At 61.3% G+C, this 13,713-nt stretch carries 9 protein-coding genes; 6 read left to right on the forward strand and 3 right to left on the reverse strand.

The genetic code is table 11. The features are described from left to right. Positions 1 to 191: 191 nt before the first annotated feature. The 4 genes from ACN0X6_RS10490 to creC all read left to right on the forward strand — a co-directional run bounded on the left by ACN0X6_RS10490 (position 192) and on the right by creC (position 5,108). Complete coding sequence (locus ACN0X6_RS10490; RefSeq protein ID WP_417703721.1) at positions 192 to 2,222, forward strand: methyl-accepting chemotaxis protein; 2,031 nt, start codon at positions 192 to 194, stop codon at positions 2,220 to 2,222. A gap of 58 nt (positions 2,223 to 2,280) precedes the next feature. Beyond that, positions 2,281 to 2,721 (forward strand): CBS domain-containing protein, encoded by a 441-nt coding sequence (locus ACN0X6_RS10495; RefSeq protein ID WP_417703723.1) that lies wholly within the window; start codon positions 2,281 to 2,283, stop codon positions 2,719 to 2,721. A gap of 281 nt (positions 2,722 to 3,002) precedes the next feature. Further along, positions 3,003 to 3,683, forward strand: a complete 681-nt coding sequence (creB, locus tag ACN0X6_RS10500; RefSeq protein ID WP_417703725.1) for a two-component system response regulator CreB — start codon at positions 3,003 to 3,005, stop codon at positions 3,681 to 3,683. 3 nt (positions 3,684 to 3,686) lie between these two features. Then, the gene (gene creC, locus ACN0X6_RS10505; RefSeq protein ID WP_417703727.1) at positions 3,687 to 5,108 is read left to right on the forward strand and encodes a two-component system sensor histidine kinase CreC; all 1,422 of its coding nucleotides are present in this window, start codon (positions 3,687 to 3,689) and stop codon (positions 5,106 to 5,108) included. A 302-nt stretch (positions 5,109 to 5,410) separates the two neighbouring features. Here the strand turns inward: creC and ACN0X6_RS10510 are convergent, their stop codons facing one another. From ACN0X6_RS10510 to ACN0X6_RS10520, 3 genes are all read right to left on the reverse strand, one after another. After that, positions 5,411 to 7,177 (reverse strand): hypothetical protein, encoded by a 1,767-nt coding sequence (locus ACN0X6_RS10510; RefSeq protein ID WP_417703729.1) that lies wholly within the window; start codon positions 7,175 to 7,177, stop codon positions 5,411 to 5,413. 370 nt (positions 7,178 to 7,547) lie between these two features. After that, positions 7,548 to 9,848 (reverse strand): ATP-dependent DNA helicase, encoded by a 2,301-nt coding sequence (locus ACN0X6_RS10515; RefSeq protein WP_417703731.1) that lies wholly within the window; start codon positions 9,846 to 9,848, stop codon positions 7,548 to 7,550. Beyond that, positions 9,845 to 11,476: a VRR-NUC domain-containing protein gene (locus tag ACN0X6_RS10520; RefSeq protein ID WP_417703733.1), complete on the reverse strand. Its 1,632-nt coding sequence runs from the start codon at positions 11,474 to 11,476 to the stop codon at positions 9,845 to 9,847. The genes ACN0X6_RS10515 and ACN0X6_RS10520 overlap by 4 nt, the downstream gene beginning before the upstream one ends. 247 nt (positions 11,477 to 11,723) lie before the next feature. Between ACN0X6_RS10520 and ACN0X6_RS10525 the strand changes: the two genes are divergently transcribed. Then, positions 11,724 to 12,143, forward strand: a complete 420-nt coding sequence (locus ACN0X6_RS10525; protein WP_417703735.1) for a phage infection protein — start codon at positions 11,724 to 11,726, stop codon at positions 12,141 to 12,143. 179 nt (positions 12,144 to 12,322) lie between these two features. Next, complete coding sequence (gene creD, locus ACN0X6_RS10530; RefSeq protein WP_417703737.1) at positions 12,323 to 13,666, forward strand: cell envelope integrity protein CreD; 1,344 nt, start codon at positions 12,323 to 12,325, stop codon at positions 13,664 to 13,666. The last annotated feature ends 47 nt before the right edge of the window (positions 13,667 to 13,713 follow it).

A 13,713-nucleotide genomic window follows, 5' to 3' on the forward strand; every position in this document is an offset into this window, starting at 1 on the left:
CCCATTTGGGAGCGGCGCTCCGCCGCGAACCCGGGCGGAGCGGACTCGTGACGCTTCGCCCCCCGGGGCGGGGCTCCTGCGAGCGGCGGTTTTGGGACGCTCATCTGATCGGCGTCAGCGTCGGGCCTGCTTTTTGCTATATGCAATCCTTTGCCAGGCCTGTAGGCCCTTTAGGTCGTTGAGGTGTCGCTATGACGGGAGTACTCAAGCCGGGTGTACGGCTGCTGCAGCGTTTCAGTTTTGCCCACAAGTTTCAGCTGGTGTTCCTGTTGTTCGCGCTTCCGCTCGGTTACGCGCTGTGGATCATCAGCAGCGACTACCTGTCGCGCCTGCAGTCCATCGACTTCGAGGTGGAAGGTGCGCAAGCGCTGGAGCGCATGGCGCAGGTGCAGCATGAACTGATCGCCCAGCGCACCCTGCTGGCGCGTTGGAAGGGCACCGAGAATGCCGCGCAGGGCCTGCTGCAGCAGCGCGAGGCCAAGCTCGACGAGGTCTTGCAACGGGCCGCCGAGCCGCTGCAGAGCGACCTGATCAGCGATCAGGCGCGCGAGCATTTCCAGGTCCTGCAGGGCGAACGCGACGGCTTGCGCGCTGCCGGGCTGACCAAGGTCGCCCTGCCCGACGCGCTGGAGCGCTACCAGAAGGCACTGCTGTCGCTGATCGCTCTGCGTGAGCAGGTGGCCACCGACAGCACCCTGATTCTCGATCCGCGCCTCGACACCTACCTGATGATGGAGCAGATCACCTACATCATGCCGCGTCTGCTCGAGCAGCTCGGCACCTTCGCCGCTCAGGGCCATGGCGCCGTGGTCTCGCAGCATTTCACCCTGCAGAGCCGGGTGCTGATCCGCGACTTGCGCCGCAGCCTGGACGAGCAGCGTGCGCAACTGGTCAAGGCGCAGCTCACCCTGTCGCGCGAAGCGCCGCAGGCCATGCGCCAACTGAGCGCGCCCTTCGACGCCTCGCTCAAGGCGTTCGACGAATTCCTCACCCAGATCGACCGCGACATGTTCGAGGCCAGCCCCATGGCGCTCACGCCCGAGCAGTTCGTGCAGCGTGTCGAAGCGCTACAGACCCAGCTGCAGGGGCTGCAGCAAGCGCTCTATCAGCAGTTCAGCGCCAGCCTTGGTCATTACCGGCAGCAGGCGCTGCACTCGATGATCGAAGTGATCGGCGCCTTCATCGTGCTGACCCTGCTGGCGATGTACGTGCTGATGTGCCTGAACGCCTCGATCCGCCTCAGCACCAGCAACATCATCGAGGCCGCGCGTAGTCTGCGTGATGGCGACCTGCGCGTGCGCATGGAGGTCAATGGTCGTGACGACCTGGCCGCCATCGCCCAGGCGCTGAATACCGCAGTCGAACAGATGCGCGACTCGCTGCAAGGCGTCAACCGCGAAAGTCAGCAACTGGACAGCACGGTGCAACTGCTCGGTGGTCAGGCGCGTGACGCTCTGGATGCCGTCGAGCAGCAGCAGGCGCAGATGAGCCAGATCGCCACTGCCGCGACGCAGATGGCCGCCACCGCACAGAGCGTGGCGCAAAGCTGCGAGCAGGCCGCAGTGGAGGCGCAGCAGACCCGTGAAGTGGCGCTGAGCAGCAACCAGCGCAGCGAGCGCACCAGCGCCAGCATGCGCCACCTCAGCAGTCGCCTCGGCGACAGCGCTGCGGCTTTGCAGCAACTGCGCGATCAGACCCAGCAGATCAACCGCGTGGTCGAGGTGATCAAGGGCATCGCCGAGCAGACCAACCTGCTGGCACTCAACGCGGCCATCGAAGCCGCGCGCGCGGGCGAGGCCGGTCGAGGCTTCGCCGTGGTTGCCGACGAAGTGCGCTCGCTGTCCAGGCGCACCCAGGATTCGACCCAGGAAATCGCCCAGACCGTGGACAACCTGCAGCGCGTGGTCGGGCAGTCGGTCACTCTCATGGAAGAAGCCTGCAGCCAGGCCGACGGCGATATCGGCAGCGTGCTGGCCATGGGTGATGAACTGCAGAACATCGTCGACTCGGTACAGCGCGTCAGCGACCGCCTGGCGCAGATCGCCACGGCCGCCGAGCAGCAGGCGGCCACCGCCGATGAGGTCAGTGGCAACATCCAGCAGGTCGATCAGGCTGCCGGACAACTGCTCGATGGCGCCCAGGCCGTGAGCAGCGCCGCCGAGCAACTGCGCAGAGGTAGCGAAGGGCTGGCGCAGAATACTGGACGATTCAGCCTCCAGTGAGGCTGACCGCGGCGGCCAACTCTGCTAAAAACGGATAACAACAAAAGGAGTCGTCAGCATGAAAACCGCCGCAGAAGTTCTTCGCAGTAAAGCCCATGCCTACGTTTACAGCGTCGACCGTGAGGATTCGCTGCTCGACGGTTTGCGCGTGCTGGCCGAAAAGGGTGTCGGGGCACTGGTGGTGCTCTCCGGCGGGCGCCTGGTCGGCATCGTCAGCGAGCGTGACTACGTGCGCAAGGTGGCGCTGGCCGAGCGCTCGCTGCTCACCACCAAGATCAGCGAAATCATGACCAGCGACGTCATCAGCGTCGGCCCGCGTGACAGCGTGCAGTACTGCATGGAGCTGATGACCGAGCGCCGCCTGCGTCACCTGCCGGTGCTGGCCGAAGGCGAGCTGATCGGCCTGCTGTCCATCGGTGACCTGGTCAAGGAAACCATCGCCGAACAGGCCGACCTGATCCGTCAGCTGGAGCAGTACATTCGCGGTGAGATTCCCTGAGCGCGTAGCCCGGATGCAATCCGGGGAACGAATGGCACGATTCCCCGGATTGCATCCGGGCTACGGGTGAGCGAAAACCTCGTGGGAGGCGCTTTCGACTCTGGCATCCTGCTTCGCTCTACCTCCTGCATCCATGCAGTCGCAGCGGCGCTGTCGTGTAGGGCGGGTGCAACCCGCCAACCACCCCTGACGGGCTGCCCCGTTCTACACTATCGCCCGCTTGACGCATGATCCAACCCCCGGCAGTCTGCCGCCGTCGCCCCACAGGTGCAGGACGCCCGATGCCGCAGATACTGATAGTCGAAGACGAAGCCGCGATTGCCGATACGCTGGTCTATGCCCTGCAGGCCGAAGGTTTCGCCACGCACTGGTCGAGCTTGGGTGGCGAGGCGCTGACGCTGCTGGAAAACGGCGCCTTCGACCTGGCCATTCTCGATGTCGGCCTGCCCGATATCAGCGGCTTCGAAGTGTGCAAGCGCCTGCGCCGTTTCTCCGAACTACCGGTGATCTTCCTCACTGCCCGTAGCGAGGAAATCGACCGCGTGGTGGGCCTGGAAATCGGCGCCGACGACTACGTGGTCAAACCCTTCAGCCCGCGCGAAGTCGCGGCGCGGGTCAAGGCCATTCTCAAACGCGTGGCGCCGCGTGAAACACCAGCAGCCAGCGCGCCGAGCACCTTTCAGATCGACGATGCCGCCTTTCGCATTCACTACCATGGCCAGGCCCTGAGCCTGACCCGCCACGAATTTCGCCTGCTGCGCACGCTGCTCGGTCAGCCATGCCGGGTCTATTCGCGCGAGCAATTGCTCGATGCCCTCGGCGTGGCCAGCGAGGCCGGCTACGAGCGCAACATCGACAGCCATATCAAGAGCGTGCGCGCCAAGCTGCGCGTCATCGCCCCGAGCGAAGAGCCGATCCAGACCCATCGCGGCCTGGGCTACAGTTTCGAACCGGAGGCCTGAGTCATGCCACTGGGCGTGCGCATCTTCCTCGTCTACTTCCTCTTCGTTGGTCTGGCCGGCTGGTTCGTGCTGAGCACGGTGATGGACGAGATTCGTCCCGGCGTGCGCCAGAGCACCGAGGAAACGCTGGTCGATACCGCCAACCTGCTGGCCGAGATCCTGCGCGACGAGGTCAAGGCCGGCACCCTTGGCGAGGGCCGTCTGCACCAAGCGCTGGAAGCCTATGGCCGGCGCCAGCCACAGGCGAGCATCTGGGGGCTGACCAAGGCCGAGGTCAACCACCGCATCTACGTCACCGACACCAAGGGCATCGTCCTGCTCGACTCCACCGGCCTGGCGGTCGGCCAGGATTATTCGCGCTGGAACGATGTGCTGCTGACCCTGCGCGGCCAGTACGGCGCGCGCTCGACCCGTGAAGACCCGGACGATCCCGACTCCTCGGTGATGTACGTCGCCGCACCGATCAGAGATGGCGAGCAGATCATCGGCGTGGTCTCGGTGGCCAAGCCCAATCGCACCCTGCAGCCCTATATCGAGCGCTCGCAGACGCGCCTTGGCTGGCTCGGTGCCGGGTTGATCGCCCTTGGCCTGCTGATCGGCGCGGCGCTGTCCTGGTGGCTCAGCGCCGCGTTGGGCAAGCTCACTCGTTACGCCCAGGCCGTCAGCGAGGGACAGCGCGCCGAGGCGCCCACTGTGCGTGGCGGCGAACTGGGCCAGTTGGCCCAGGCGGTGGAGCGCATGCGCACCGAGCTGGAGGGCAAGGCCTACGTCGAGCGCTACGTGCACACCCTGACCCACGAACTGAAAAGCCCGCTGGCGGCCATCCGTGGCGCCGCCGAACTGCTCGATGGCGACATGCCGGCCGAGCAGCGCCAGCGTTTCGTGGCCAATATCCAGCAGGAAAGCGCGCGCCTGCAGAACCTCATCGAACGCCTGCTGCACCTGGCGCAGGTGGAGCAGCGCCAGGGCCTGGAAGAGCGCGTGACAGTGCCGCTGGCGGCACTGGTGGACGAACTGCTGCAGGCGCAGCAGGCGCGCATCACCGCTGCCAAACTGCAGATCGAGCAGGCACTGCCGGCCGGCCTCAGCCTGCGCGGCGAGCGCTTCCTGCTGCGCCAGGCGCTGGCCAACCTGCTGGACAACGCCCTGGACTTCACCCCGCCCGGCGGGCGCATCCGCATCGCCGCCGAACGCCAGGGCGAGCGCGTGACGCTACGCCTGTTCAACCAGGGCGAAGCCATCCCCGATTACGCCCTGGCGCGCCTGACCGAACGCTTCTACTCCCTGCCGCGTCCCAACGGCGGCCGCAAGAGCACCGGGCTGGGCCTGAACTTCGTGCAGGAAGTGGCCGAGCTGCATGGCGGCGAGTTGCAGATCGGTAATGTCGAAGGCGGGGTGGAAGTATGGCTGGCGTTACCCGCCTAGATTGCACTGCACATACTTGCCTGCTGTTTTGTAGGAGCTGCTTGGTGGCACTCCACTTCAGTCGCGAAGCGCATCGAGCTGCGTAGGACGGGTAGAGCACCGCGAAACCCATTGTCTGTGGGTTCCTGGGTTCCTGGGTTTCGCTGTGCTCTACCCAGGCTATTTGCTGGATGGTGGACTAGCTTCGTGTTGTCCACCCTACGCGACGATGTCCCGTAGGGTGGATGGCGCTTTTTCATCCAGCGGCTGGAATCGTTGTCTGGGCTACTTGCTTTTAGGGCGAGTCCATATACGTGTTAGGGCTATGGTTTACACAATATGTGAGCTTGAACCCCGAAATCTTTACATGAGCTGATAAAGGTATTTATTAGCCAGATTAACTGTATGTAGTGTGGCTTGCATTTTTGGCCTGATGCTAATTTGTTTAGCTCTGCGGCTAGTGTTGCTTTGCTTATAAAAGGAGTTGCGAGTACTATTTTTTTTATTGAGTTGGGGTTTTGATTAACTGCATCGATGGCGACTTCCAGATCTTGCCAGTTCTGAGCTCCTGTGACCCGACTAATATTGGTGTTTTCATAGTTTTTGTGCCATTCGTTATCATACTTGTTTTTAAATAATTGTTTTTCAGCTTGGGTTCGGCCAATATTTTTTAACGCTTGTGCTACAACGTCATGGAATGCGCTGGCGCCATGAGTATCTTTTTTAGTAAATTTAGAGTGTATGAAAGAAATAGATGGAATAGCGCTGTTGCTATCAATGGCAATATGATCAGCCCATTCATCATTCATATCGTCGCAAATGAAGATGTTGTAATTGGCACAGTACTGATCTTCTACTTTTCGAAATAGTGATCTGTCGGGAAATCTATCTAGGTTTGCTGCGTGTGGTTTTTCTTTTTCACTAAGAATGTCTGTGAAATTATAGCTGTCATTAAATATGTTAAGTATGGATTGGATGTTGTTTGTTAGATGTTTGTCTTCAAAGCACGATTTTGAGTAGTATGAGTAATTGGGGGAGTCAAATACCGCGGAGAATGTTTTTTCTTTGTTTAGGTAACGGCCTATCGTATAAGTCTCAAGGCCGTTTTCAACAACGGAGATACTGTCAAGGATTTTGTTTCTTATTGTGATCAGATTTTTTGAATACGAAATTTTTCCGGCCAGAGTGGTGCCTTTCATTTTTAACAAGTTGCCATCAACTAAAATGGGTGACTTTAATTGATTGAAAAGCTTGTTAATTTCCATGCCGCTTAGTTGGCTGCCGCCGCTTTTTATTAGCGTTGCACTTCCATTGAGAACTTTGGCTTCTATTTCATTCAGGTCTATAAGGATTGCGACAACTTGATGGCCTAAATCGATGATGTCTTTCAAACAGATTGGAGAGGCGAAATTACTCAGGAATTCACTTTGATTTGTGGTTATCTTTATTTCTTCTTTAACTTCAATAATCCAGTCGATTAGGCCGTCAAGCTCTGATTTTTTGTCTCTGTGGCTAACTCTGGAGGTACTTGGGGTTAGCGTGTAAGAATCTTCTCCGACTTTCATTCTGAAGTTGCTAGGGATTGATCGGCTTGATGAATTGGATGAGAGGATACCATTTAAGCTTTTAGCTTCTAGTGATCGGGACCTTATGACGGCATTTGATATGCTCATGTTTCTCATTGTGACTCTTTCATACTCAGGATTTTTATCGCCGTGAAAGTGACAAAATCTTTCATATTCAAACTCAGCTATGAAGTTGGTAAAATAATCTTCTGGTGATTCAACATGTTTTTTCAAAATGGCTAAGGCATCATTGCATTCAATTACTAATAAGAATGCATATTTTTGTTCTTTAATTGAAGTTCCTTCAAGGAATGAGGGTTCTATTTCTATTTTATATGAAGCAAGAGAATATACGATTTTGTTGCCTGTAGTCGTTGTGTGTTCTATTTTGACGTCATTAAATAGGTAATTCCCAATACGTTCTTTAGAGATTTCTTTGAATGTGTCTTCAATGGATTTTTTTGTAAGTGCTTTCTTTAGTTTGTAGAATTGAACGTTTTTGCTTAGGCTTAAGTTTCCAATCATCACTCAAATCCTTTTGTGGACGGTTAAATTTGCCAAATGGCCATAACTATGAATAGACACTGAATGTTGTATAACTGTCCGGCATGGAGTAGTGGATAACATTCCTTGCCATCATCTGCTTCCTTCTCTATCTCACCGATTGCAAGTGGGAGGCGTTTGGTTGGTTATACACCAATTTGGATGTGTGATGGCAAGTGGCCTTTGTGCGCAAAGTGACTGACACCTGTCTTTCTTAGGAATGCCCTGAGAATGTTCAGCGCGTGGGATGGGTAGAGCACCGCGAAACCCATTTTCTGTGGGTTCCCGGGTATCGCTTCGCTCAACCCTGGCCACGGCTCCCAGGCTGCAATGAGCGCGGCTGAAGCCGCTCCTACAGGTCGGGTTGCGGCTCGGGTGTGGGTGTTTTGTATGGCAAACGCAGCAGTTCCACCTGCCACCAGCTCGGCAGCAGACGGCGCACTTCGTGGCGGGCGAAGCGGTCGTCGATCAGGTAGAGCACGCCTTGGTCTTCGGGCGTGCGGATCACTCGGCCGGCCGCCTGCACGACCTTTTGCAGGCCGGGGTAGAGGTAGGTGTAGTCGTAGCCATTGCCGAACAGGGCGTCCATGCGCTGGCGGATTTCTTCGTTGATCGGGTTGAGCTGGGCCAGGCCGAGGGTGGCGACGAAGGCGCCGATCAGGCGTTCGCCGGGCAGGTCGACGCCCTCGCCGAACACACCGCCGAGCACGGCGAAGCCGATGCCGCGCCCGCCGATCTGGAAGCGTTCGATAAAGCCCTGGCGCGCCGCCTCGTCCATCTGCCGCGATTGCGTCCACAGCGGAATCTGCGGGTGATCGCGGCGCAGCTGCTGCAGCACCTGTTCCAGATATTGATAGCTGCTGAAGAAGGCCAGGTAGTTGCCGGGACGTTCGGCGTACTGGCGCGCCATCAATTGGCAGATCGGTGCCAGCGAGGCGTCACGGTGCTGGTAGCGCGTGGACAGGTTGCGCACTACCTGCACGTGCAGTTGTTCGGCGCTGAACGGCGAGGCCACGTCCAGGCACTGGGTCTCTTCGGGCAGGCCGAGCAGGTCGAGGTAGTAGTGGCTGGGGCTGAGGGTGGCAGAGAACAGCGTGGCGCTGTGGGCGTCCTCGAAGCGCGGGCCGAGGAAGGGCGCCGGCAGGATATTGCGGATGCACAGGGTCGAATAGCTGCGCCCGTTGCCGGCGTCGACGCGGTTGATATCGAACAGCGAGTGCGGGCCGAAGCTTTCCGCCAGGCGGCAGAACAGCATGGCGTCCAGGTAGAAACTGAGCAGTTCGCCGGCATTGCCTTCGGGCTGGTCGGTGAGCAGGTCGGTGATGGCGCTGACCGCCTTGCCCAGGGCTGCGAGCAACAAGTCCGGCGCCAGCGGGTAGACCTGATAGGGCACCTCTTGCTCGCGGTGCAGTTGATCCCAGTGGCGGTCGATCCGTTCCAGCACGCTCCTCAGGCGTTTCGGCGCGTCGCGGCATAGGGCCTTGAAGCGCGCCTGATCCAGCTCGGCGCTGTACATGCCGCGTCCGCGTTCCACCAGATTGTGCGCCTCGTCCACCAGCAGGCAGATGCGCCACTGGTTGATCAGGGTGAGGCTGTGCAGCAGGGCGCCGAGGTCGAAGTAGTAGTTGTAGTCGCACACCACCACGTCGCTCCAACGGCACAGCTCCTGGCTCAGGTAGTAGGGGCACACGCCGTGGGCGATGGCGATGTTGCGCACGGCCTGCTGATCCAGCCAGCGCTCCTTGAGCGCCGCGCTGCGCGCTGCCGGCAGGCGGTCGTAGAAGCCCTTGGCCAGCGGGCAGGAGTCGCCATGGCAGGCCTTGCTCGGGTGTTCGCAGGCCTTGTCGCGAGCCACGTGCTCCAGCACGCGCAGCGGTGTGTCCGGCTCGCGCAGGCGCTGCAGGGCATCGAGCGCCAGGCGCCGACCGGGCGTCTTGGCGCTGAGGAAGAACAGGCGGTCGAGCTGCTGGCCGGGCATGGCCTTGAGCTGCGGGAACAGGGTGCCGAGGGTCTTGCCGATGCCGGTGGTGGCCTGCGCCAGCAGGTAGTGACCATCGCGCGCGGCACGGTACACGGCTTCGGCCAGTTGCCGCTGACCATGGCGAAATTCGCCGTAGGGGAAGTTCAGGCGCTCCAGGGCTTCGTTACGCGCCTGCTGGTGCGCCTGCTCCTGGCGTGCCCAGTGAATGTAGCGGCGGCAGTGCAGGGCGAAGAACTCGCCCAGCGACGCGGCGCTGTGGCGCTCGCGGAACACCGTTTCCTGCTGGGTCATGACGTTGAAGTAGACCACCGCCAGATCCAGTTCAGCGAAGCCCAGTTCCTGGCACAGCAGCCAGCCGTAGATCTTGACCTGCGCCCAGTGCAGCAGGCGATGGTTGGCCGGGATGCGCGAGATGTCACCGCGATGGGTCTTGATCTCTTCCAGCAGGCGAAACTCCGGGTCGAACCCATCGGCGCGGCCACTGACCGTCAGCCCCTCGAACTCGCCGATCAGCGGCAGCTCGGCAACGTAGTCCGGGCCGCGCCGGGCGACCACCGTGGCGTGCCCGGCCATGCCTTCGGCGGCGGTGGGCGAGGGGGTGAAGCGCAGGTCGAGGTCACCCTCCTTGGCGGTGAACTCGCACAGCTCGCGCACGGCGATGCGCAGGCTCAATCGCTCCACTCCACGTAGCAGACGCTGACCGGCATGCCGCGCTCGGCGCAGAACGCCAGCCAGCGTTTCTGGTTGTCCTGCAGGCGGTCGCCAGGGCCTTTCACCTCGATCATTCGGTAGCGCCCCTCGGCCGGCCAGAACTGGATCAGGTCGGGCATGCCGGCACGGTTCTCGCGGATGTCGGCCAGCAGGCGGCGGAACCAGGCGCCCAGGTGCGCCGGTGGCAGGCAGGCCAGCGCCTGTTCCAGGCGCTCGGCGTCGAGCAGCTCCCAGAATACGAAGGGCGACTGGATGCCGAATTTCTCGGTGTGGGTGCGACGCATGGCCTCGATGTAACTTCCATCCTCCAGGCGCGCCAGGCAGGCGGCGAACAGCTCGCTGCGCCGGGCATGGAAGTCGGCGCGGTGCAGATCCACCGGGCCGGTGTGGAAGGGGTGGAAGAAGGCGCCGGGCAGCGGGGCGAAAATCGCCTCCCAGCACAGCAGGCCGAACAGCCCGCAGATCAGCGTGTTCTCCACGTAATGCACCGGCGCGTCCGGCTCGGCCAGGTGCATGGCCACGGCCAGCTCGACGCTGGCGGCGCGCGGCAGACGCAGGTCGAGGCGATCTTCATTGAGCTTCGCCGCCCTGGCCGCTGGCGGCAGGCCGAGGCGTTTGCGCAGGCGTGTACGGGCTCGTTCGGCCAGCTGCGCTTCTTCGGCATTGTGCGGCGTTGCGATCACCTGTTCGGCCAGGGCCAGGGCTTCGGCATCCTGGCCCAGGTGTTCCAGTACGCGAATCTGCCGCTGCCGCGAGCCGACCGCGCGGGTATCGCGGTACAGGGTCAGCGCCGATTCCAGCTCGCCGGCACGTTCCAGGTGCTGCGCCAGTTGCAGCAGCAGGCGCTGATGGCGTTCGCCGATGTGGACGCTGTCGCTGCTGAAATCACCGAGCTGCTGCAGCACCTCGGTGACCGCCACGCCAGCTTCGAAGGCTTCGCGGCAGGCGCGCAGGTGCAGGTAGTCGTCCACGTCCTGGCGGCTGCGAAAACCGCGTGAGCCCGGCGTGATCGGCACCTGTTCATAACGGAAGATGCCCAGGTCGGCGAGCACGAACTCCGACCAGTCCTGGGCCAGGTTGCCGAAGAACATCAGGCGCAGGCGGTCGCACAGTGGGCCGATGGCCAGGCTCAGCAGGCGCTCGTCCAACTGCGGGCACCAGTCGGCCAGGCTGCGCGGCTCTGTGTGTAGCTCGCGCAGATGGTCGAGCACTTCGCTTTTCTTCAGGTTGCCGCGCGGCAGATAGCTTGCGAAATGCGCGGCCAGTTCGTCCTTGAGCAGTAGGGCGCCCATCTCGTCGAAGCTGAGCGCGGCGCAGTCGATCAGCCAGCCCAGTTCCAGCAGCGGAGCGGCAGCGGTCGGAATATCGCCGATCTCGGCATAGCGCAGTTTGCTGACACGAAAGTGCACGCCTTTGCGCATCACCAGGCGCACCAGCAGCGCCTGGGTGGGCAGTGGTAGCTGAGGGACATCCGCTACGAAGGCGCGCTCGGCGTCATCCATCAGGTCGCGGTGATGGGTATCGAGCCAGGCGAGGGCCTTGCGGAAGTTGGCCAGGTAATAGAGTTCGGGAGCGTCGAGGCTGAGCATGGTGCGAAGTTTTACTGGTTTTTTATACAGATGCCAGTGCCGTTCACCCGCTACCGTGCCGAATAGGCTGAAGGCGAGGACGACGCTGGGCTACTGTTCGTGGCAACTATCTGTCTGATCGATAAGCGATTTATCAGGTATCGATGGCGTCGATTGTCACTATCCCGAGATGTGCCTTTTGCCGTTCTGGGGCGTGCGTAACATGGCAACCGTAGCCAGTTAATCACCCCCTCTCAGGAGAACGAACATGAAAAAGCAAATCCTCGCCAGCTTCGTTATCGCCGCCCTGTCCGCCAGTGCTTTCGCCCTGCCGCAGATCAACGCTCAACAGTCTGCAGCCCCTGTAGTCGCCGAAGATGGCGCAGATCGCGTCGGCGTTAATCGTGTAGCCGCAGATGGTGCCGACCGAGTTGGTCCGAACCGTGTAGCCGCAGATGGCGCCGACCGCGTGGGCCTGAACCGTGTAGCCGAAGGTGGTGCTGACCGCGTTGGCCTGAACCGTGTAGCCGAAGGTGGTGCTGACCGCGTGGGCCTGAACCGTGTAGCCGAAGGTGGCGCTGACCGCGTAGGCCTGAACCGTGTAGCCGAAGGTGGCGCTGACCGCGTAGGCCTGAACCGCGTAGCCGAAGATGGTGCCGACCGCGTAGGTGCCAGCCGTATCAGCTGATCCGGATATCCATCACGCGGGAGCAGTCTCATGCCGCATTGCACTTAGAAAGGGCGCCCTGAATCGGCGCCCTTTCTCTTTCACCCATTCTCCACACAATCTCCACGCTCGCCCCATACGCCTCCCACCGCCGTTGCCCAGACTCTGCCGTACCTTCACTCGCTACGGAGAGCCGTACCATGAGCCGTTCCCTGGGCTTCAAGCTGGGCGCCATCGCTCTGCTGATATTGCTGCTGATGATTCCCCTGCTGATGATCGATGGCCTGGTCGACGAGCGCCAAGGCCTGCGCCATGAGGTGCTGCAGGATATTGCGCGCAGCTCCAGCTACCGCCAGCAGATCACCGGGCCGATCCTGGTGCTGCCCTATATCAAGACCACCCACGAGTGGAAGACCAACGAGAAGACCGGCGAGCGCTACAGCGAAGAGCGTCAGCGGCGTGGTCGCCTGTACTTCCTGCCGGAGCGCTTCGTGCTCGAAGGCACGGTTGGCACCGAGCTGCGTGCCCGTGGCATCTACGAGGCGCGCCTGTACCGCAGCGACAGCCAGGTCAGCGGCCAATTCCGCCTGCCGGCACGTATGGGGCTGGGCGACGACCTGGGCTTCTACCGCTTCGAGAAACCCTTCCTCTCGGTTGGCATCAGCGATATCCGCGGCATCAGCAACGACCTGCAACTGCGCCTCAATGGCCAGACCCTGAGCTTCGCGCCAGGCAGTGCTGACGATAACTTCGGCGCCGGCGTGCATGCACCGATCCCGGCCCTGGATGCGCAGGGTGGGCAAACCCTCGAGTTCGCCTTCGACCTCAAGCTGCAGGGCACCGAGCAGCTCTCGGTGGTGCCGGTCGGGCGCGACAGCCGGGTCAAGCTGAGCTCCGACTGGCCGCACCCGAGCTTTGTCGGTGAGTATCTGCCGAGCAGCCGCGAGATCAGCGCTGCAGGCTTTACCGCCGAGTGGCAGACCAGTTTCTTCGCCACCAACCTGGAAGAAGCATTACGCGACTGCGTAGGCGGTGATCGTTGCCAGGGGCTGTTCGGCCGCAACTTCGGGGTAAGTTTCGTCGACCCGGTGGATCAGTACCTGAAGACCGACCGTGCGATCAAATATGCGCTGCTGTTCATCGCCCTGACCTTCGCCACCTTCTTCCTCTTCGAGGTGCTCAAGCGCCTGGCCGTGCACCCGGTGCAGTACGCCCTGGTCGGCCTGTCGCTGGCGCTGTTCTACCTGCTGCTCTTGTCGCTCTCCGAGCATCTGGAGTTCGCCCTGGCCTACGGCCTGTCCGCTAGCGCCTGCGTCGGCCTGATCGGCTTCTACGTCAGCTTCGTGTTGCACAGCTGGCGGCGTGGCATGGGCTTCGGCGCCTTGCTGGCAGCCCTGTACGCCATGCTCTACGGCCTGCTCAACGCCGAGGACTACGCCCTGCTGATGGGCTCGCTGCTGGTGTTCGGCGTACTCGGCAGCGTGATGGTGCTGACCCGCAAACTGGACTGGTACGGCGTCGGCCGCAGCGCTCCGCAGGCCTGAATCAATTGGCGCGGCGCAGGCCGCGCCCCTTTTCTGGAGAGAATCCC

This window comes from Pseudomonas sp. (assembly GCF_048269965.1).
GTDB lineage: Bacteria > Pseudomonadota > Gammaproteobacteria > Pseudomonadales > Pseudomonadaceae > Aquipseudomonas.